This is a genomic window from Pandoraea vervacti (genome assembly GCF_000934605.2).
Lineage (GTDB): Bacteria > Pseudomonadota > Gammaproteobacteria > Burkholderiales > Burkholderiaceae > Pandoraea > Pandoraea vervacti.
This window is the reverse complement of sequence record NZ_CP010897.2, coordinates 917457-936872: the sequence shown is the minus strand read 5'-3', so window position 1 is coordinate 936872 and position 19416 is coordinate 917457. Positions and strand designations below refer to the sequence as shown.

The following is a 19416-nucleotide window of genomic DNA, read 5'->3' as shown; positions in this document are numbered from 1 at the left end:
GGTCGCCCGGACCCGTCGGCGCCGTCAGACGAGGTAACCTACCCGCGCCATCATGCGCAGCGCGGCGTTCCTGACGTTCGCGTACTTCGGCTGCGCGGCGCAACGGTGCAGCGTTTCCTTCATCGCGCGACCTGCCGCATCGAATTGCCGCAGTTCGACGAGACATTCGCCGACCCGGTACATCGGCCCGGGCGCCTGCTCGTCCATGAGCGCCGCCGCCATGAAAAGCGGTAGCGCCGCCTTCGGCGCGCCATGACGCTGCATCGACAACGCCAGCGCGACCGCGTAGTCGGCGACCAGCGGGCAGGCCGAGAGCAACGGCGCAAAGCACTCGATGGCCTGCGCAAAGTCGCCCCGCTCGAACGCCCCGTAGCCGCAGCGATAGACGGCGTCGCACTGGCTGGCATCCCACGCCCCCGGCACTGGCATCCCCAGCGCCTCGCGCTGCTTCCCGGCATCGTCGAGCAACCTGAGGGCCGCTTCGATCTCCCTGGCCACGAACGCGGATGACGGCACCGGACCTGGCATCATCTTAACGACGCTCATAGCGGCTCTCATCGCGTCTCTCCTGACGGCGCTCGTGAAGCACGCCTTGTCTCGGCGCGGTGAAGTGAACCCGTGTGCTTATCGTCCCCATTTCCTGCTCTGCCTCGCGCCGTGCCTTCAGGCAAAGGCACACTTGACCGAGACCGAACGTCACCGCGAGCGCCGACAACGTCCCCATGCCACCGCCCAGACCGAAGCCGACCCAGCGGTTGTGTTCGGCGGTCTCGGTGTCGTCGACCTCTGCGGCGGCGTCCAGACAGAGATACGCGCCCCCGGCCAGCCCCACCATGCCGAGGATGGTGACGGCCAGCCCCGTGAGGCCCGTCACGCAACCCGCCTGAGACAGGCGGCTCATGGTCTGCGAGCGCAGACGAACGTCGTCCGGTGTCGCGGGGAAATCGATCGTGATACGCGCATCTTCCGCAGACTCGACTGCCGCCCGGTACACCGGCGCACTCGGTCCCGCGCCGTCGATAGGTCCTTGCCTCATCCTCTGCCTCCATTTGGCCATTCACATCGTCACATTGGGAAGCTGAAGATTGCGCGAGGCCAGACGGTCGCGCCATCGAAGGTAAACCGTGAACTTTGCGAAACGGTGACGTACGTATCGGTCAACACGAGAACACGACGCAACGAGCGCACGTCGAAAAAAAACCGACGGTGACCGTCGGCTTCTTCATGTGCCCTTTGCCTTCCGGCTCGCGACTTATGCCGCAGGCTTCTTGTAGGCAACGCAATCCACTTCGACCTTGCAGTCGATGACCATGCTCGATACGACGCAGGCACGTGCGGGGGGATGATCGCCGAAGTACTCCTTGAACACCTTGTTGAACGACGCGAAGTCGCGCGGGTCGTCGAGCCACACGCCGATGCGCATAACGTGCTCGGTGCCGTAACCGGCTTCCGTCAGGATCGCAATCATGTTCTGAATGGCCTGATGCGACTGGGCGACGATGCCCCCGTCGATCACTTCGCCATCTTTCATCGGGGTCTGGCCCGACACGAACAGGAAGCCGTCGGCCTCGGTTGCGCGTGCGAAGGGCATGCGCTGGCCGCCCGTGCCCTGCCCGCCTTCCACGCCATATCGTTTGATGCTCATCATCACTCCTTTGAACGAATCGTTGTCAACACACCGGCGCAGCGCGCCTGCTCAAAGCGCCGGCTGGGGCGTGCCGCGACGCACGAAGCGTCCGGCGCGCGCATTCTGCGTGGGTGCGCGGTTCTGCCACGACAGCACGCCGTTGACCCACACCGCCGAAATACCGTAGGCGGGTTGCATGGGATCGGTAAAGGTCGCGGCGTCGGCCACGGTGGCCGGATCGAACAGCACCAGATCGGCCCAGTAACCCTCCCGGACAAAGCCCCGTTCGCTCAGACCGAAGCGCTCTGCCGACAGCCCCGTCATCTTGTGCACGGCCTGCGCGAGCGGGAACAGTCCCTGCTCGCGGCTGTAGCGACCCAGCACGCGCGGGAAGGCGCCCCACAAACGCGGATGCGGCAGCGGGTCGTTGGGCAGACCGTCGGAGCCGACGACCGTTGCCGGGTGACGCAAGATGCGTCGTACGTCATCTTCTTCCATGCAGTGATACACGGCCCCCGCCGGTTGCAGACGCTTCGCCGCTTCCATCAGGTCCACGCCCCAGTCGGCCGCGATGGCCGCGAGCAGCTTGCCGCCCTGCTCGGGATGTGGCTGCGACCATGTCACGAGAATGTCGAAGTCGTCGGTGACCTGCTTGAGGTCGAGCGTCGACGAACTTGCCGTGTACGGATAGCAGTCGCAACCGACCGGCTGGAAGCGCTGCGCCTTGTCGAGCGCCTCCAGAATTTCGGTGCTGCGCCCCCAGTTGTCGACGCCCGCGCATTTCAGATGCGAGACGACCACCGGCACGCGCGCGTGGCGACCGATGCGGAAGGCTTCGTCGAGCGCTTCGAGAATCTCGGCAAACTCGGTTCGCAGGTGCGTCGCGTACAAACCGCCGGCTTCTGCGAGCGGTTCGGCCAGCGCCAGCACTTCCTCGGTCGGCGCGGCGTTCGCATTGGCATAGGCAAGCCCCGTCGACAATCCCAGCGCACCGTGCGACAACGCCTCGCGCAACTGGGCGCGCATGCCTTCGATTTCCGCTTCGGTCGCGGCACGGTCGAGGCGGTCCATATGGTTGTTGCGCAAAGCCGTGTGGCCAATGAGCGCCGCGACATTGATGGCGGGCTGCGCTTTTTCGAGCGCATCGACATAAGCCTTGAAGGTCGGATACTGAAACGCGCCGGCCTCACCGAGCAGATTCATCGGGTCGGGCGGGTCGCCCTTGAGCGTGACCGGCGACGCGCTGATGCCGCAGTTGCCGACGACGACCGTCGTCACCCCCTGCGAGAGTTTCGGCGTCATCTCCGGCGCGCGAACGACGTTGGTGTCGTCATGCGTATGCACGTCGATGAAACCGGGGCTCAGCACATTGCCCTCCCCATCGATGTGTTGCGTCGCGTGCCGGCCGGACAGCGTCCCCGCTGGCGCGACCGTGTGGATCCGGCCATCGAGCAGGGCGACGTCGAAACGTTCGTCCGTCATGGGCGCGCCCGAGCCGTCCGCCAGACGAACGTTGGTAATCAGCGTATCCAGGCTATCCAGTGTATCGACCGTGCGATGTTCGAGGCGGTCAGTCATGTCAGTCTCCCAGAGGCTGACGATCGCCGCCGCCCCGATGCGTGTCGAGCACGTATTTGATCCGTCGCAATAGCGCCTGACTCTGCGGCTTGGCGAGCAGTGCCAGCTCTGTAGCCAGCACGTCCATCGCAAGCAGCATCGCGTAGCGCGACGACGACGGTTTGAAAATGAAATCCGTTTCCAGCGCGCGGATCGGCAACACGTCGTCCGCCAGCGCGGCGAGCGGCGAGCCCGTGGCCGTGACGGCCACCACCTGTGCGCCGTATTCCCGGGCGATTTCGCACGCGGACACCAGTTCCGGGGTATGACCGCTCACCGAGAAGGCGATGACGACATCGTCGCGCCCCAGGGTCCCGGCCACCATGCGGGCGAGCACGGCGTCCTGATAGCTCGCCACGGGTCGCCCCAGACGCACGAGCCGGTAACGCGCTTCATCCGCCATGAGCGATGAGCCGCCGCCCATACCGAACGCATAGATCATGCGCGCCGAGAGCAAACGTGTGGCCGCGCGTCGCACCGTCTCCGGCTTGATGAGACCGCGATGCACTTGCAGCGTCGTCTGGATATCGTCGGCGATCCGGTCGATGGATTCGACCGCGCCGTCCTGTGCGTTGGCGGCACTCGCGCCAAGGAACCGCTGCCCCACGACGGCCGCCTGCGCCAGTCGCAGCTTGAGGTCGCGCACGTCGCGGCAGCCCATCGCCTTGGCAAAGCGCGTTACGCTGGCTTCACTCACACCGGCACGCTCGGCAAGCACGTTGATCGACGCCGCCGCCGCCCCCGCAACGTCCTCCAGCACCACCTGAGCGACTTTGCGTTCTGCCTGACTGAGCACGTCGCTGCGTTCGGCAACGCGCGTCACGATATCGAAGGTCTCGGCCATATCTCCGGTCTGCACGGCGTCACGATGCGCCGATTAAGCGATTTCTGGAAGTCTTTCGACGATTTTTGTTACTTTATAACAAATCTGTCAAATGCTGGTAATTAAACGTTATTATAGGCGTCATCTGGCAGTTGTCGGCGCACTGAACCTTGGAGGATTCCCAATGAGTGATACAAACTATCAGCATGGCATGATCGATACCCTCAACAAGGGTCTGGGCGCGCTGGAGGCCCCGCTCGCGCCGTCCGCGACAACGGGTCTGGGCTGGAACCTGCTCAACGAAGACCTTAGCTTGCCCACGGCCGTGCTGTATGAGGACAAGATCCGTCACAACCTGGCGTGGATGCAGCGCTTCGTGCACGAGTACGGCGTGAAACTCGCCCCGCACGGCAAGACGACGATGGCCCCGAAGCTGTTCCGCCGTCAGCTCGACGGCGGCGCGTGGGGCATTACGCTCGCCACGGCGCAGCAGACCTTCGCCGCGTATCACCATGGCGTACGACGCGTGCTCATGGCGAACCAACTCGTCGGCAAGCGCAACATGGCGATGATCGCCGACTTGCTCAAGGACCCCGGTTTCGAGTTCTTCTGTCTGGTGGACTCCGCCGCCGCCGTCGCACATCTGGGCGAGTTCTTCCGCGCACGCGGCCAGACGATCCAGGTGCTCATCGAGTTGGGCGTGACGGGCGGGCGCACCGGTGTGCGCGACGCGGCGCAACAGCAAGCAGTGCTCGATGCGCTCTCGCAATATCAGGACGCCGTCAAGCTGGCCGGCGTGGAAGTCTATGAGGGCGTGCTCAGCACCGAAGCCGACATCCGTGCGTTTCTGCAACGCGCGGTGAGCATGACACGTGAGCTGATCGCAGCGGGGCGCATCGAGCGCTCCCCGGCCGTGCTCTCGGGGGCGGGATCGGCATGGTACGACGTCGTTGCCGACGAATTCGCGCACAAGGAGGTGGGCGCACCGCTCGATGTCGTGCTACGCCCGGGGTGCTACCTGACGCACGACGTGGGCATCTACAAGGCCGCACAGGCGCAGATCGCCACGCGCAATCCGATCGCGAAGCAGATGCGCTCGCAACTCCAGCCCGCGCTGCAATTGTGGGCTTACGTGCAGTCGATCCCGGAACCGGAGCGCGCGATCATTGCGCTGGGCAAGCGCGATGCGGCGTTCGATGCAGGCATGCCGGCGCCGGCGCAGCAGTTTCGTCCCGGTCAGAGCCAACACCCGACGCCAACACCCGAGCACTGGGAAGTCACCGGCATGATGGATCAGCATGCGTACCTGCGCATCGCGCCGGGCGACGACATTCGCGTGGGCGACATGATCGCGTTCGACATTTCGCATCCGTGCCTCACGTTCGACAAGTGGCGTCATTTGCCGGTCGTCGATGGCGATTACAACGTCGTCGAGATCGTACAGACGTTCTTCTGACGCAAGACTACGCCGGATTTCGCGGTGTGCGTTTGCGCGCTGGCGTAGGTGTGGATGTGGGCGCAGGTGCAGGTGCGGGTGCGCCATCGGCGCCGTCACCGCCGGCGGTCTTCCCTTCGGCCGCCTGAGACGCCCCAGCCTTCGCCCTGGAGGCCACCGACTTGAATTGCGCTTCCAGATGCGTCAGCGCGCTCTCCAGCGTGGCGATTTCGTCGGGGGTCATGCCTTCGAGCGTCTCGTCGAAAAACGCCTGACGGCGCGGCGTCGCCTCGTCGTGCACGGCCATGCCGGCCTCGGTCAACGTGACGTTCGTCAGACGGTTATCGTTGGGGTCGGTCGCGCGCGTGAGCCAGCCGAGGGCTTCCATCGATTGCAACTGACGCGTGAGCGAGGCCGGATCGAGTCGGCAATGCTCGGCGAGAAACTTCTGCGAACACGTGCCGCGCTCGGCGAGCGCGAGAATGATCCGCCAGCGTGGCAGCGGGTGTCCGACCTGCGCATCGAAGGCGAGCATCATCGCGCGATACGTCAGGCTGAGTTGCTGGATGACGTTACGTTTGAGCGGTGTGGACATCGTCTCACTCCCCTGCCGGCGGTTGCGGCTTCACGCCACGCGTCAGCCGAATGAGCGGTACGCGTCTGACGAACCACAAGCCGGCGAGCGCCGCCGCAAGCGACACCATCTGCCCATTGTGAATCGCGGCGACCAGCGACGAGCGCGCCGCCTCGATGAAGAGCGCGCCGTTCTGTCCCATATGCGCGAGCGTCATCAGAAAATCGTTCTGGGCCTGAACGTTCACAAGCATCTGCGGATCGGAGAGTTGCGACGTCCAGCGGGCGCCTTCATTCGCCGCGAGGGCGTCCGTGACACGCCCCGTGTAGCTGTGATTCACGAGCGTGCCGACGATGGCGGTGCCGAGCATGCCGCCGATCATGCGCAGCGACTGCATGAGCGCGGTGGCAATGCCCAGGTGCGCGCGTCCGGCCACTTCCTGCGCGAAGACGGTGAGATTCGGCATGACGAAGCCCAGGCCGAGACCGGCAACGAACATGTACGACGCGATCAGCCAGTGCGGCGTGCCGCGATGCGTGGTAATCACGCCCGCGCAGGCCAGCGCGAGCAGCAAGAAGCCTAGATAGAGCATCACGTTCGGCTTGCGCAAGCGGGTGATCAGACGGCCATTCACGATGCTGCCCACGGTGATACACACCACCAGCGGCGTAATCAGCAGCCCGGTCTCGCGCGGTGAAAGCCCGAACCCGCCTTGCAACAGAAGCGGCGCGTAGAAGAGCAATCCGAACATCGAAAACCCGGCGAATACCGACAGCACGAACAGCGGCGCGAGCGATCTGTCGCGAAACATCTCGAAGGGCAGGATCGGATGCGACGTGCGCTTCTCCCACCAGTAAAGGGCGAGCGACGAGACGATGAGCAACACGCCGAGCGTGACGACACCGCGCGAGAGACCGTCCGCCGGCAGCCATTCGACGAGCATCTGCAAGCTGCCCAGCGCGGCCGTGATGAGCAAGGCGCCGAGCCAGTCGATACTGGCCTTGCTGTGCTCTTCGGCGCGCATGTGCGGCAAGTGGCGCGCCACGAACCAGAGACCGAGCAGGCCGACGGGAAGGTTGACGTAAAACACCGAGCGCCAACCGTAGGCTTCCGTGAGGAAACCGCCGAGCGAGGGACCGATGGCGTTAGCGATCCCGAACGCGGAACTCAACAGCACTTGCCAGCGCAAGCGCACATGCGGGTCGGGGAAGAGTTCGGGCACGCACGCGAACGCGGTGCCGACCAGCATGCCGCCGCCGATGCCTTGCAATGCGCGGGCGACAACGAGAAACGGCATGCTATTCGCAGCACCGCAAAGCACGGACGCCGCAGTAAAGACGATGATCGCCGCCATGACGAAGCGTTTGCGGCCGTAGAAATCACCGAGGCGCCCGAAGATGGGGACGGTAATGACAGAGGTGAGGAGATACGACGTCGCGACCCAGGCGTAATACTCGAAGCCTTTCAACTCCGCGACGATCGTCGGCAGCGCCGTGCCGACGACCGTCTGATCGAGGGCCACGAGCATCGTGCAGAAACAAAGGCCGAGCATCGCCACGAGCGACTGCCGGAAAGGCAACACCTGCCCCGCCGAATGGGGGGTACTGGGACTAGGAGCCATTTTTTGGACGGATCAATGTTTGATCAGTCAAACATTTTAGCACGTTAGCTGCGTAGTCTCGGGCGATCGCCCGATACAAGCCCCGTGCGCGAGGGACTCCGCGCCCGCGTCCCACAATCTCGGAACGGCGGGACCGCCGTCATACGCAGGATCGCCCCGGTGTCAGGATTGCCCCTGTGGTTTGACTGAGCGGCGAGCTGTCGATTTTCCCGAGGCGGCGACGACGCTTTTGCGCGCGTGGCGCAAGATGGACTGGTGTTCGTCTTCCGTGAGATCGGCCAACCCGAACCCCCGCAGCAGAAACGCCCCCTCGACCGCGAGCAGCGCCTGGCGCACTTCGCCGACCGGTGCGCGATTCGAACGGAGTGGTTCGAGTAGCGCATCGTAATGGCGTCGCACCGGTTCCAGCATTTCAGGCGCATGTACCAGCGCGGTGACGAGAAATGCCGCCTTTTGCGTGGTGGCGTCATCCTCGCCAAGCGCTTCGTCGATATACGCCAGCGCCCATTCGACCGGGTCCGCTTGCGCGTCGCCCAACCGGCGACGCACCGCGTCCTGAAACCGCGCTATCTCTCGTTCCAATATCGCAAGCACCAAGGCGTCCTTGGTTGCAAAGGTGTATACGAGCCCTCCCTTACTGATTCCCGCACGCTCCGCCACGGCATCGAGCGTGAAATTCCGGCCGCCAGACTCGGAGATGACGGCCTCGGCAGCATTCAGAACCCGCTCTCTGTCAATTTCTTTTCTTCGCGTCACGACACCCTCTTGCTTATCCGACTGATCAGTCGGATAATATTTCCGACTGGGCAGTCAGATTAACGCCGAGATATGCGTGATGCAAGACTGCCGCGTCGCTCACTCCCCCGAGGACTCACGAATGAACACGCACGGCACCGAAACGCGCTTGCCCGCCCTGGCACTGGGTCACTTCGTCATGAAAGTACGAGATATCGACGCAAGCTACGACTTCTATACGGAATTGGGACTGCGCGCATTCGGCGCTTTTCCGGGAATGGCGATCGTCGAGATGCGCGGTGGCACTCATTTGCTGCTGTTCAGGAAGGGCGACGATTCGACCGATACGTTGCTGCCGGGTCAGGTGGGTCAGCGACCGGATTTCGCCAGCGAAAAAATCGATTTGATGATTGCGGGACAGACAAAAGCGGACCTGGAATCCTACAGGGCAAGCCTCATCGTCAAGGGATACTCGCCATCTCCAATCGCGAATGAAGCGCTCTACGGCCACCACTATTTCTCGATGCAGGATCCGGACGGTCACGGCATCACCGTCTACACGAGTCACTGCAGCGATAAGCCCGTCTGACTTCACCTCCGAGCCCGCAACAACGCCACGAAGCCGCCGCCCCCCACGAGTGCCGTCACCACGCCCACAGGCAGGTCTTCCGGCGCGATCATCGTGTGGGCGAGCACGTCGGCCCAGATCAGCAGCACGGCGCCGAGCAACGCGCAGACCGGCAGCAGACGTCCGTGCTCGGCCCCCACGATCCGGCGGCAGGCATGCGGCGTGACGAGGCCGACGAACCCGATGGCGCCGCTCACCGACACCATCGCCCCGGTCACGAGCGCGCCAATGAGAAACACTTCCGCTCGAACGCGCGGCACGTTCACGCCCAGCGTCACCGCGGCGAGATCGCCCGTCATCAACGCGTTCAGCTCACGGCGTCGGCCAATCAGCACAATGCCGCCGATCAGGGCAATCGTCGCCGGCACGACGAGGATGTCCCAGCGCGCGAGGCCGAGACCGCCGAGGGTCCAGAACAACACGGACGACGCCGCGCGCTGATCGCCGAGATACAGCAACAGGTTAGCCGCGGCGAGCATCACGAACGACACCGCGACGCCGGCGAGCAACAGCCGGTCCCGTTCGAGACGCCCCTGCCGGTGCGCGAGCCCGATCACCGCGAGCGTGGCGAACGCGGCCCCGGCGAAGGCGAGCAGCGACACGGTGAACGGCCCGAAGACCGCCCCGAGAAAGAGTGTCGCGAGCACCGCACCGAAGGTCGCCCCCGCGCTCACGCCAAGCAGATGCGGATCGGCGAGCCGATTGGCCGTCACGGCCTGCAACGCGACGCCGACCATCGCGAGCGACGCACCCACGATCGCCGCGAGCAACACGCGCGGCAAACGAATGAGCCACACCACGGCGTCCTGTGATGCCGTCCAGTCGTGCGCGGCCACGCTTTGTCCGGCGCACTGCCCCACGCACGTCAAATGCGCGAGCACGATACGCAGCGTCAACGACGGCGCAATGGCCGTCGGGCCGAAACCGGTCGCAAGCACGATCGACGCGATGAGTGCGAGCGTCAGTGCGCCAATCGCCATATGCCCGCGCACCTGCACAGCCGTCATTTCGGGAACGCCTTCGGATACAGGCCGCGCGCAATCGTCTCTACCGCCTGCGCATTGCGAATGCCGGGGGTCGCTTCGTCGTAGGGCACCACGATGAAGCGTCGGGCGCGAACCGCCTCGACCTTCCGCAACGCCGGCTGATCGAGCAGGAACGCAATCTTCTGTGCCGCCGTGACAGCGCCGTAATCGACGACGACGATCGCCTGCGGGTTGCGCGCCACCACGGTCTCCCAACTCACACGCGTCCAGCTTTGCATGACGTCATCCATGACATTGCGTCCGCCTGCGGCCTCGATCAGTGCCGTCGGCATGGCAAGACGTCCGGCGGTAAAGGGGCTGTCCTCGCCGCTGTCGTAGACGAAGGTGCGCACCGGCGCCGTCTTCGCGCCCACCCGATGTGTCAGCGTCTCGAGTTGCGACCTCATGCGATCGATGATTGCGCTGGCTGCCGGCTCGACGTCGAAGATGCGTCCGAGATTGCGCAGATCGTTGTAGACGTCGTCGAAAGAGGCCGCGCCGCGTGGCATCACATGGCCGCACGATTCGCTCAGTTCGTAGGTGCGGATGCCCATCGGTGCGAGCATCGCAGGCGTGACCGGGCCACCCACATGCATGCCGTAATTCCAGCCCGCGAAGTAAAAGTCGGCCCCCGCCTGCACCAGCACCTCCATCGACGGGTACCGCTGCGCGAGTTCGGGCAACCCGGCGAGTTGCCGACGCAGCGCGGCATTGCCGGTCTTCCATCCACTGATGCCGGTGAAGCCGACCATGCGCGATTTCAAACCGAGCGCGAGCATCATTTCCGTCAGATTGACGTCGTTGCTCACGGCGCGTTGCGGCGCGCGCTCGAACGTCACGGCCCGATTGCAGCTTTGCACGGTGATCGGGTAGCGGACATCGGCCCGCCCGGCATTCGAGACCAGCATGGCGGTCAGGGCCATCGAGCCCATCAGAACATAGCGTTTCATATCGGATGAGCGAGTGTGATTCGGGGACGGTGAGTGACAGGGTGCGCATCGACCAGCGCTTCGACCTGAAACACCTGCGCGAGCCGCTCGACCGTCAGCACCTCGGCCGGCGCGCCCTGCGCCACGATCTCGCCGCGCGCCAGCACATACAGACGGTCGCAGTACGCGGCAGCGAGATTGAGATCGTGAAGCGTCGCGAGCGTCGTCACTTGCAACGAACGAATCAGGCGCATGAATTCGATCTGATGATGCAGGTCGAGAAAACTGGTCGGCTCGTCGAGCATCAATACGTCGGGTTGCTGCGCGAGCGCGCGCGCAAGCAGCACGCGCTGCTTCTCGCCGCCCGAGAGCGTGGCGAACGCACGCGCGCGGGCGTTCGTCATGTCCACATCGCGCAGCGCTTGCTCGACGATGTGCGCGTCATCGGGCGTATCGACGTCGAGCAGGCGCTTGTGCGGCGTTCGTCCCATCCAGACGACCTGTTCAACGCTCAGGCCGAAGTCGTCCGGCAACTCCTGCAAGAGCACCGCGATGTGCTGCGCAGACCAACGCGGCGACGCACGCCAAACGTCGGTGCCGTCGAGCGTGACTGTGCCTGCCTGCGGCTTTGCGTAACGGAATGCACAGCGCAGCAGGCTTGTCTTGCCGCTGCCGTTCGGGCCGATCAGCCCGACGAACTCGCCGCGCGAGACGTCGAGCGAGATCGATTGAAGTAGCGGCGACGCGTTTGGGCCAGCCAGATCGGCGGGCGACCAGCTCAGGCTGGCAATGTCGAGTGCGGCAGGCATCGGCGGGCGGGCCTCAGAACTTCATCGTCGCCACGACCTGCGCCGAGCGCGATGGGCCGAGCAGCCACTCTGTCGGCGATTCCGACGTCACCGCATACGCGCGATTGCCAAGGTTGCGCAGATAGAGCGCGAGATTGATGCGTCGGGTCGCCTGCCACGACGCCGAGGCGTCGAATACCGTGAACGCGGGTATCGGCGCCGTGTTGGCGTTATCGCTGTAGCGACGCCCGACGTAGCGCAATCCCGTGCCGATCACGACGTCGCGCACGGGCGTGTAGGTCAGCCACACGTTGGCGGTCTGCTGCGGAATGTTGTTCGGCACGTTGCCGTTGCGCGACACGGCCACCCCATCCACGCTTTCGTCGAAATTATCGTAACGGGCGCGCAAGAGCGACGCATTCGCCTCGACGGAGAAGCCGTAGCCCAGCGTCAGCGCACCGGACACCTCAACACCGCGAGACGACTGCTGGCCGACTTGTTGCGTCACCGTCGGATGCAACGGATCGGTCGCCAGGAGATGCCGTTTCACGATCTGGTAGACGGCGAGCGTCCAGAAGCCCCGACCGTTCGGCAGTTCCTGCTTGAAGCCCGCCTCCCACTGCTCGCCGGTCGCGAGATCGAACCGGGTCTGCGATTGCGACAGGGTGACCAGCGAGCCGATGCTGTCTGCACCGCGCGTGTACTGACCGTAGACCGACGCCGAGGGACTGAGCTGATACACGAGGCCAAGACGCCAGCCGACGTTCGAGAACGTCTTGCCGAACTCAGATCCTGTGGCCAGTTGCCGACGCGAATAGTCAAGATAGTCGTAACGCACGCCACCCACCGCCGACAGGCGCGGCGTGATGTCGAAACGGTCTTCGGCGAACAACGCCACCTGACGCGTCAGCGTGCGGAATTCGGGCAAGGTCGGATCGGGGCTGGCGAACACGCCCGGGTCGAAAGCATCCGCATTGACGACCGACGTGCCGCCAAACGGTGTGTTGCTGTCGCGCTGAAACGAGATCTGATTGGCCTCGACGCCGATGACGAAGCGGTTCGCGTGTCCCGCGAGGGTACGGTCGATGGTGGCATCGAGCCGGTTGCCGACCTGATGCTCGTGCTGAAGGATCTCGATGTAGTCGCTGCGCGTGACCCGACGCGTGGACGGGTCCATCTCGTACGATTCGCTGTTGCGCCAATGACGGCGGGTGTTCAGGTAGTACAACTGACCGCGGATCGTGATGCCGTCGGCGGCCCGGAAGACGCCGGTCAACCGCGTCGACTGATCGAAGTAGGCGATCAGTGCATCGCCCACGTTGAAGTTCCGGTAACGCAGGGACGTATCGATCGTGCCGTTGTTGAGCGGCACGCCGAAATACGTCGCCGGCATCTGACGTGCGTAGTCGTAGTCGAGCGTGAACGACAGTGTCGGCGACACGTCGAGCTTCACCGCGCCGCCGAACGAAGTCGTATGCGCATCGCCGCGCTCGGCCCAACCGTTGCCGCGGTTGTCGCTCACATAAAAGCGGTACGACAACATGGGGCCGAGTGCGCCGGTGGTGTCGAGCGCGAAGCGTTTCTGGCCATCGGTTCCGAAGCCCGCCTGAATCGTGGTCGCGGACTCGCGCTGCGCTCGCTTCGGCACGACATTCACCACACCGCCGATCGCGCCCTCGCCGTACAGCACCGATGCCGGTCCGCGCAGCACGTCGATGCGCTCGACTTGCCAGGTGTCGAAGGGAAAGGTCATCGTGCCCGCGCCGGGATAGAGGCGCGTGCCGTCGTAGAGCGTCATCACCGACTCCTGACCGGCGAAGCCGCGCACGGCGAGCGCGGTGCCGCCATTGCCCGGCGTGGCCGTGCTGGTGAAGCCGGTGGTGCGCGTCACGGCGTCGTTGACGCTCTGATCGCCGCGCGCTTCGATCTGCCGGGCGCTCAGCGTCTCGACGCTCGCGGGCGTGTCGAGACTGGACAGGTTCAGACGGGAACCGGTGGGCGTCGGCGTGGAGAGTGGCGCGTCGTCGCGCGCGTGTTGCGCATTGACGGTGACCCGCGGCAGGTGGGTGTCGTCGGCAAACGTGACGGCGCTGCCGAACAGCGAGACAACGGTGAGCGCGGCTTTGCCAAGGGCGAAACAACGCCCTGCCGGGACCCTGTCGAGGGTCGTCGAGCATGGATGATGCATGGGTCTCCTGGGGTTTCGCGCCCCAAAAAAAGGTCGATGTGCCCAACGGCCAGGTCTGACTTCCCGTCGCGAGGACGAGTCACAGTGGCGCGACCGCGCTGGATTTGCACCAGCTTCCGGCCGTCGGTAGCGCGCATTCTACGTGTTGTTTCGGTTCATGTCGCTCACGTGGCAGGTGACTACCGCCCTTGAGCGAATCGGCACAGCGATTGATCGTTCGCGCATCGCGTCGCCGCGTTGGCGAGGGTAGACTGCATCGGCCTTCTCCCGGAAACCCCCGACGATGCGACCCGACACTGCGCCCCACCCGCGTGAAAGCCAGCGCGAAATCCATGCACGGCCCGACATCGGGCTGACGGCGCGCGTTATTCAGGGCAACGAACTGCGGATTGCCAGCATCCATCTCGAGCACAATGCCCTCATCGTCGTCGACAAAGGCATCAAGACGGTGACGACGAGCGACGGCGCGCGCGCCCGCGCAACGCCGGGTCAGGCCCTCGTCGTACGTGGTGCGCAGACGGTGGACTTCACGAACGTGCTGGCGTCGGACGGCACGTACGAGGCGCGGTGGCTCGTATTCGACGACGCGCTGTTGTTCGACGAACGCTATCGTCGCGACGCCACGGCAGCCGAACGCGCCACTGCCGGGCGAAAGTCGGCGATCGCGCTCGGGAAGATCGCAAGACAATTTCATGCGTCGTTCGAAGCGGCGTGCGAGGCGCTCTGCCCCATCGACCCGGTACCCGAAGGCGTTGCACGGCTGCGCGCGCTTGAGGTTGCCTACTGGTTGCTCGCGTGTGGCGTCTCGCTGGCGCCTCACGCTGCCCGGACTTCCATCGCGGCCAGGGTCCGCCATCTGATTGCCGCCGACGTCGATGCGTCATGGTCGTCCGCCGTCGTGTCCGGGCGCCTCGCCATGTCCGAGGCCACGCTTCGACGTCGGCTCTGCGCTGAAGGCACGTCGCTCACGGCAGTCCTTGCAGACGTCCGGATGACCACGGCCCTGACCATGCTTCAGGCAACGTCGCGCCCGATCTCGGACGTGGCGATGTGCGTCGGCTACGAATCGCCGTCGCGATTTTCCGTGCGCTTTCGGGAGCGTTTCGGATTCTCCCCCTCCGCCGTACGCGATTCCGGTCGTGACAACCGCGGCGCCTAGCCCTTCAGGAATTCATGCCCATGCTGACCGTACATCACCTCGGCGTCTCCCAATCGGAGCGCATCGTCTGGCTCTGCGAGGAACTTGCCATCCCTTACCAGTTGGTGCGTTATGCGCGCGACCCCGTCACTCGCCTGGCGCCGGAAGCACTCAGGCAGTTGCATCCGCTCGGTGCCGCCCCGGTCATCGAGGATGGCGACACGATGCTTGGCGAATCGGCTGCCATCGTGGAATACCTGCTGACGAAATTCGGCGATGGCCGACTGCAAATCGGACCGGATCACGCCGACTATCCCCACTATCTGTACTGGTTTCACTTCGCCAACGGCAATCTCCAGCCGATCATCCTGCGCTACATGACGCTCGCGCGGGCCGGACTGCCCGTTGACCATCCGGCACTCGCCAGCACCATGGGACGCCTGCAAGTCGCACTCGACACGATGGACAAGCATCTCGTCGCCCGTCCCTATCTTGCTGGCGACGCGTTCACTGCCGCCGACATCATGACCGTGTTCTCACTCACGACCATGGGCGTGTTTCAGCCCATCGACCTGACGCCGTACCCGCACATCCAGGCTTATCTGGCCCGGATTGGCGAGCGTCCCGTCTACCAACGCGCGATGGAGATCTGCGAACCCGGAATGGTGCGGGAACTCTGAAGAAAAACCGCGCAAATGAGCGTTTTGATGCGCGAATTCGTCGAGCATGAGCAGAAAGTCGCCCAATCGGGAAGACCCGCAGTACAATCGCCCCCACTCTGAATTACCTCCACCTTCGCCCCCCCGGCGCGATGCCCGCCGCTTCGACGGCGGCCGGGGGGCGCTGATTCGCGCATCAGGCTATTGAGGAACACGACTTTGGCAACATCGGAACACGACCCGCTCGGCGAGGGCATCGAAGCAGGGGCGTCAGCCCCGTCGGAGCTGCGCCGCTCCCTGTCCGCACGGCACCTGACGATGATCGCCGTGGGCGGCTCGATCGGCACCGGCCTGTTCGTAGCCTCCGGGGCCACCATCGCGCAGGCAGGACCGGGCGGGGCGTTGCTGGGTTATGTGCTGATCGGCCTGATGGTCTACTTCCTGATGACCAGCCTTGGCGAACTGGCCGCGGCCATGCCCGTGTCCGGTTCATTCTCGACGTACGGTGCGCGCTATGTCGACGAAGGCTTCGGCTTCGCGCTGGGCTGGAACTACTGGTACAACTGGGCCGTCACCGTCGCGGTCGACCTCGTCGCAGCACAACTGGTCATGGCGTACTGGTTCCCCCATGTGCCAGGTGTGTACTGGAGCGCCTTGTTCCTTGCCATCACCTTCGGTCTGAATGCCCTGTCGGCGCGGGGCTTCGGCGAAGCGGAGTTCTGGTTTGCGCTGATCAAGGTCGTTGCCGTACTGGCTTTCGTCGCGATGGGCTTGATGATGCTGCTCGGCATCATTCGCGGTGGCGAGGCCGGCGGGGTTGCCAACTGGACGGTTGGCGACGCGCCGTTCGCGGGCGGCTTCGCTGCCCTCATCGGTGTAGCGATGGTCGTCGGCTTCTCGTTTCAGGGTACGGAACTCATCGGCATCGCCGCCGGCGAATCCAAGGACCCGGCGCGCAATCTGCCGCGTGCCGTGCGTCAGGTGTTCTGGCGCATTTTGCTGTTCTACGTCGCCGCGATTCTGGTCATCGGCCTGCTCATCCCGTATACCGATCCGCATCTGTTGCGCAATGACGTCACCGATGTCAGCGTCAGCCCGTTCGCCCTGATCTTCGAGCGGGCGGGACTGCTGGGGGCGGCCTCGGTCATGAATGCCGTCGTGCTGACCTCCGTGTTGTCGGCAGGAAACTCCGGCATGTATGCCGCCACCCGCATGCTCTACAGTCTGGCTCGCGATGGCAAGGCGCCGCGCATGTTCGGCCGGATCTCGCGCAACGGCGTGCCGATGTGCGCGTTGCTTGCGACGGCGGCCGTCGCGGCACTGTGCTTCTTCACCTTCGTGTTCAGCCCGAACGCCGTCTACATCTGGCTGCTCAACACCTCCGGCATGACAGGCTTCATCGCCTGGCTGGGCATCGCGATCAGCCATTACCGGTTCCGCCGTGGTTACGTCAAACAGGGTTACGACCTGGCGAACTTGCCCTATGTCTCGCCGTTTTTCCCGTTCGGCCCCATCTTCGCGTTCGCGCTATGCCTGATCATCACGCTGGGGCAGAACTATCAGGCGTTTCTACAGGACAGGATCGACTGGGGCGGCGTGGTCGCGACGTACATCGGCATTCCGCTGTTCCTGCTGATCTGGGCCGGTTACCGTGTGGTGCGCGGCTCGCACTTCGTCAGGTATCGCGACATGCACTTCCCGAATACGCAGGCGTCCGCCCGCGCAGACGCCCACGGCGGTTCCGAGACTAGTAACGCGCTTCGCTGAGGTCGGCGAGCAGCGTCGGGCCGGTGGGGCGCCAGCCGAGCCGCGCCTGCGTCAGTGCGCTTGACGCAGGCATATCGAACGTGACGAACATCGACATCCATCCGAAATACTCGGCGGCCTCCTGCGGTTCAATCGAGACGACGGGCAGGTTCAGGCCGCGCCCGAGCGTCTCGGCAATGTCCCGGACGCTCACGCCCTCTTCCCCGACCGCGTGATATCGCGCGCCCCGCTGGCCTGCCTCCACCGCGAGACGATAGCAACGCGCCACATCCGAAACGTGCCCGGCCGGCCAGACGTTCTTCCCCTCCCCCACATAGGCGACGACGCCCTTCTCACGCGCCGCGGCGATCAGCGGCGTGACGAGCCCCTGACGGTACGGGTTATGCACCTGCGGCAAGCGCATCGCCGACACGTTCACCCCCGCCTCAAGAAGCGCATTGCCCGCGATCTCCGACGCGATGCGCGGATTCGCGTGCGTGCTGTCGAAGACGTCTTCGCTCGCCGGCAAACCGTTATGCTGGCTGCCCATGCCGGTGCCGGAGGTGATGACCAGCGGACGATCCGTGCCGGCGAGCGCATTGCCAAGCGCGGTGATGACGCGCGCGTCCTTTTCGCAGTTCTCCACGAACCGGGAGAAGTCGTGATCGAACGCGGTATGGATGACGGCGTCCGCCTTGGCCGCGCCGCTGCGCAGCGTGTCGAGGTCTTCGAGTGTGCCGCGATGCACCTCGGCACCGGCCTGGCGCAGCGCCTGCGCCCCTTCGTCGGACCGTGTCATGCCGATGACCTGATGACCGGCACTGAGGAGTTCGGGAACCAGGACCGAGCCGATGAAGCCCGTTGCGCCCGTCAGAAAGATTCGCATGGTGAGATCTCCGTGGTATTCGGCACTCACTATCCGATCATTCGTTATCCCGTTAAAGTAGTGATCTCATCATAGTAAAGCGACTAACAGGATCAGGATCGTCATGTCAGTCAAGACCGCCAAATCGCTCGGCGACTTCTTGAGAAGCCGTCGCACGCGCCTCGACCCTGCCAGCTTCGGTTTTTCCGGACGCCGGCGAACGCCCGGCCTGCGTCGGGAGGAAGTCGCCCAGCGCGCGCATATCAGCCCGACGTGGTACACGTGGCTCGAACAAGGCCGCGGCGGCGCACCATCGGCAGACGTGCTCGATCGTGTGGCCAGCGCTCTGATGCTCACCGACGCGGAGCGCGAGCACCTGTTCATGCTTGGGTTGGGGCGCCCGCCGGAGGTGCGATACCGCGCCGTCGAGACCGTCAACCCCCGTCTGCAACAACTCATCGACTTGCTGGATGCGAGTCCGGCGATTATCCGCACCGCCACGTGGGACATCGTCGCCTGGAATCGTGCGGCTGCCGTCGTACTGACCGATTACGGCAAGCTGCCGCCCGGACAACGCAACATCCTCTACTTTCTCTTCCGGGATTCAGGCACTCGCTCCCGACAGCACGACTGGCAGGCCATCGCCCGTTTCGTCGTTGCGGGATTCCGTGCCGATGTGGCGCGGGCAGGGCTGGCATCCGAGATGGGCGCACTCGTCGACGAGCTTTGCCGCATGAGTCCGGAGTTTGCCGCCCTTTGGCAGGAAAACGATGTGGCGGGTCCGGCCGACGGTGATGGCATCAAGCGTCTTACGCACCCGGAGCTGGGGCCCATCACGCTGGAGTATTCGGCCTTTGCCGTTGACGGCAGACCGGATCTGAGCATGATCGTCTACAACCCGCTCGACGAAGACGTCGCCCGGCGAATTCGGGCGCTCACCGCGCAAACCCGAGTCCTGAGTCCTGAGTCGGCGTAACGCGCTGAAAGCCAGAAATAACAAAGCGGCCTCGAAGGGCCG

Annotated in this window: 19 protein-coding genes and 1 riboswitch; of the genes, 6 read left to right on the top strand and 13 right to left on the bottom strand. The window is 64.6% G+C overall.

Going from position 1 to position 19416, the window contains the following annotated elements; all coding sequences use genetic code 11:
- Positions 1 to 24 precede the first annotated feature (24 nt).
- The 5 genes from UC34_RS04210 to UC34_RS04190 form a co-directional block, all read right to left on the bottom strand.
- Positions 25 to 546: a hypothetical protein gene (locus tag UC34_RS04210; protein ID WP_157123023.1), complete on the bottom strand. Its 522-nt coding sequence runs from the start codon at positions 544 to 546 to the stop codon at positions 25 to 27.
- A complete protein-coding gene (locus tag UC34_RS04205; RefSeq protein WP_157123021.1) occupies positions 533 to 1036 on the bottom strand; it encodes a hypothetical protein in 504 nt (167 codons plus the stop codon). The genes UC34_RS04210 and UC34_RS04205 overlap by 14 nt, the downstream gene beginning before the upstream one ends.
- Positions 1037 to 1252: 216 nt before the next feature.
- Entirely contained in the window at positions 1253 to 1639 is a 387-nt protein-coding gene (locus tag UC34_RS04200; protein ID WP_044457733.1) for a RidA family protein, read from the bottom strand.
- 57 nt (positions 1640 to 1696) lie between these two features.
- Positions 1697 to 3205, bottom strand: a complete 1509-nt coding sequence (locus tag UC34_RS04195; RefSeq protein ID WP_044454159.1) for an N-acyl-D-amino-acid deacylase family protein — start codon at positions 3203 to 3205, stop codon at positions 1697 to 1699.
- A gap of 1 nt (position 3206) precedes the next feature.
- A complete protein-coding gene (locus UC34_RS04190) occupies positions 3207 to 4088 on the bottom strand; it encodes a MurR/RpiR family transcriptional regulator (RefSeq protein ID WP_044454157.1) in 882 nt (293 codons plus the stop codon).
- Between the two features lie 163 nt (positions 4089 to 4251).
- Here UC34_RS04190 and UC34_RS04185 point away from each other — a divergent pair, with 163 nt between their 5' ends.
- Complete coding sequence (locus tag UC34_RS04185) at positions 4252 to 5523, top strand: amino acid deaminase (protein WP_044454156.1); 1272 nt, start codon at positions 4252 to 4254, stop codon at positions 5521 to 5523.
- A gap of 7 nt (positions 5524 to 5530) precedes the next feature.
- Here UC34_RS04185 and UC34_RS04180 read toward each other — a convergent pair whose 3' ends face one another.
- The 3 genes from UC34_RS04180 to UC34_RS04170 form a co-directional block, all read right to left on the bottom strand.
- Entirely contained in the window at positions 5531 to 6097 is a 567-nt protein-coding gene (locus UC34_RS04180; RefSeq protein ID WP_063389818.1) for a MarR family winged helix-turn-helix transcriptional regulator, read from the bottom strand.
- A 4-nt stretch (positions 6098 to 6101) separates the two neighbouring features.
- On the bottom strand, positions 6102 to 7697 hold the full coding sequence (locus tag UC34_RS04175) for a DHA2 family efflux MFS transporter permease subunit (RefSeq protein WP_044454154.1): 1596 nt from the start codon (positions 7695 to 7697) through the stop codon (positions 6102 to 6104).
- Between the two features lie 162 nt (positions 7698 to 7859).
- Positions 7860 to 8357 carry a TetR/AcrR family transcriptional regulator gene (locus tag UC34_RS04170; protein ID WP_237165231.1) on the bottom strand — a complete coding sequence of 166 codons (498 nt, stop codon included), beginning with the start codon at positions 8355 to 8357 and terminating at the stop codon, positions 7860 to 7862.
- 217 nt (positions 8358 to 8574) lie between these two features.
- Here UC34_RS04170 and UC34_RS04165 point away from each other — a divergent pair, with 217 nt between their 5' ends.
- The gene (locus tag UC34_RS04165) at positions 8575 to 9021 is read left to right on the top strand and encodes a VOC family protein (RefSeq protein WP_044454150.1); all 447 of its coding nucleotides are present in this window, start codon (positions 8575 to 8577) and stop codon (positions 9019 to 9021) included.
- 2 nt (positions 9022 to 9023) lie between these two features.
- On the opposite strand, the gene UC34_RS04160 is transcribed toward UC34_RS04165, so the two are convergent.
- The 4 genes from UC34_RS04160 to UC34_RS04145 form a co-directional block, all read right to left on the bottom strand.
- Positions 9024 to 10067, bottom strand: a complete 1044-nt coding sequence (locus UC34_RS04160; RefSeq protein WP_044454149.1) for a FecCD family ABC transporter permease — start codon at positions 10065 to 10067, stop codon at positions 9024 to 9026.
- Complete coding sequence (locus tag UC34_RS04155; RefSeq protein WP_052811253.1) at positions 10064 to 11017, bottom strand: ABC transporter substrate-binding protein; 954 nt, start codon at positions 11015 to 11017, stop codon at positions 10064 to 10066. Before UC34_RS04155 ends, UC34_RS04160 begins: the two co-directional genes overlap by 4 nt.
- Before the next feature lie 14 nt (positions 11018 to 11031).
- On the bottom strand, positions 11032 to 11823 hold the full coding sequence (locus tag UC34_RS04150; protein WP_044454146.1) for an ABC transporter ATP-binding protein: 792 nt from the start codon (positions 11821 to 11823) through the stop codon (positions 11032 to 11034).
- Between the two features lie 13 nt (positions 11824 to 11836).
- Positions 11837 to 13990 carry a TonB-dependent receptor gene (locus UC34_RS04145; RefSeq protein ID WP_084070353.1) on the bottom strand — a complete coding sequence of 718 codons (2154 nt, stop codon included), beginning with the start codon at positions 13988 to 13990 and terminating at the stop codon, positions 11837 to 11839.
- A riboswitch (adenosylcobalamin (AdoCbl) riboswitch) is annotated at positions 13988 to 14135 on the bottom strand. It overlaps the preceding gene by 3 nt.
- A 138-nt stretch (positions 14136 to 14273) precedes the next feature.
- Between UC34_RS04145 and UC34_RS04140 the strand changes: the two genes are divergently transcribed.
- The 3 genes from UC34_RS04140 (at position 14274) to UC34_RS04130 (ending at position 17554) form a co-directional block, all read left to right on the top strand.
- Complete coding sequence (locus UC34_RS04140) at positions 14274 to 15149, top strand: helix-turn-helix transcriptional regulator (protein WP_044454145.1); 876 nt, start codon at positions 14274 to 14276, stop codon at positions 15147 to 15149.
- 20 nt (positions 15150 to 15169) lie between these two features.
- Positions 15170 to 15808 (top strand): glutathione S-transferase family protein, encoded by a 639-nt coding sequence (locus tag UC34_RS04135; RefSeq protein ID WP_044454144.1) that lies wholly within the window; start codon positions 15170 to 15172, stop codon positions 15806 to 15808.
- Between the two features lie 198 nt (positions 15809 to 16006).
- Positions 16007 to 17554 carry an amino acid permease gene (locus UC34_RS04130; RefSeq protein ID WP_044454143.1) on the top strand — a complete coding sequence of 516 codons (1548 nt, stop codon included), beginning with the start codon at positions 16007 to 16009 and terminating at the stop codon, positions 17552 to 17554.
- Here the strand turns inward: UC34_RS04130 and UC34_RS04125 are convergent.
- Complete coding sequence (locus tag UC34_RS04125) at positions 17535 to 18419, bottom strand: SDR family oxidoreductase (protein WP_044454142.1); 885 nt, start codon at positions 18417 to 18419, stop codon at positions 17535 to 17537. The genes UC34_RS04130 and UC34_RS04125 overlap by 20 nt on opposite strands.
- Before the next feature lie 103 nt (positions 18420 to 18522).
- On the opposite strand from UC34_RS04125, the gene UC34_RS04120 reads away from it, so the two are divergent.
- Entirely contained in the window at positions 18523 to 19374 is an 852-nt protein-coding gene (locus tag UC34_RS04120; RefSeq protein ID WP_044454141.1) for a helix-turn-helix transcriptional regulator, read from the top strand.
- Positions 19375 to 19416: the final 42 nt, after the last annotated feature.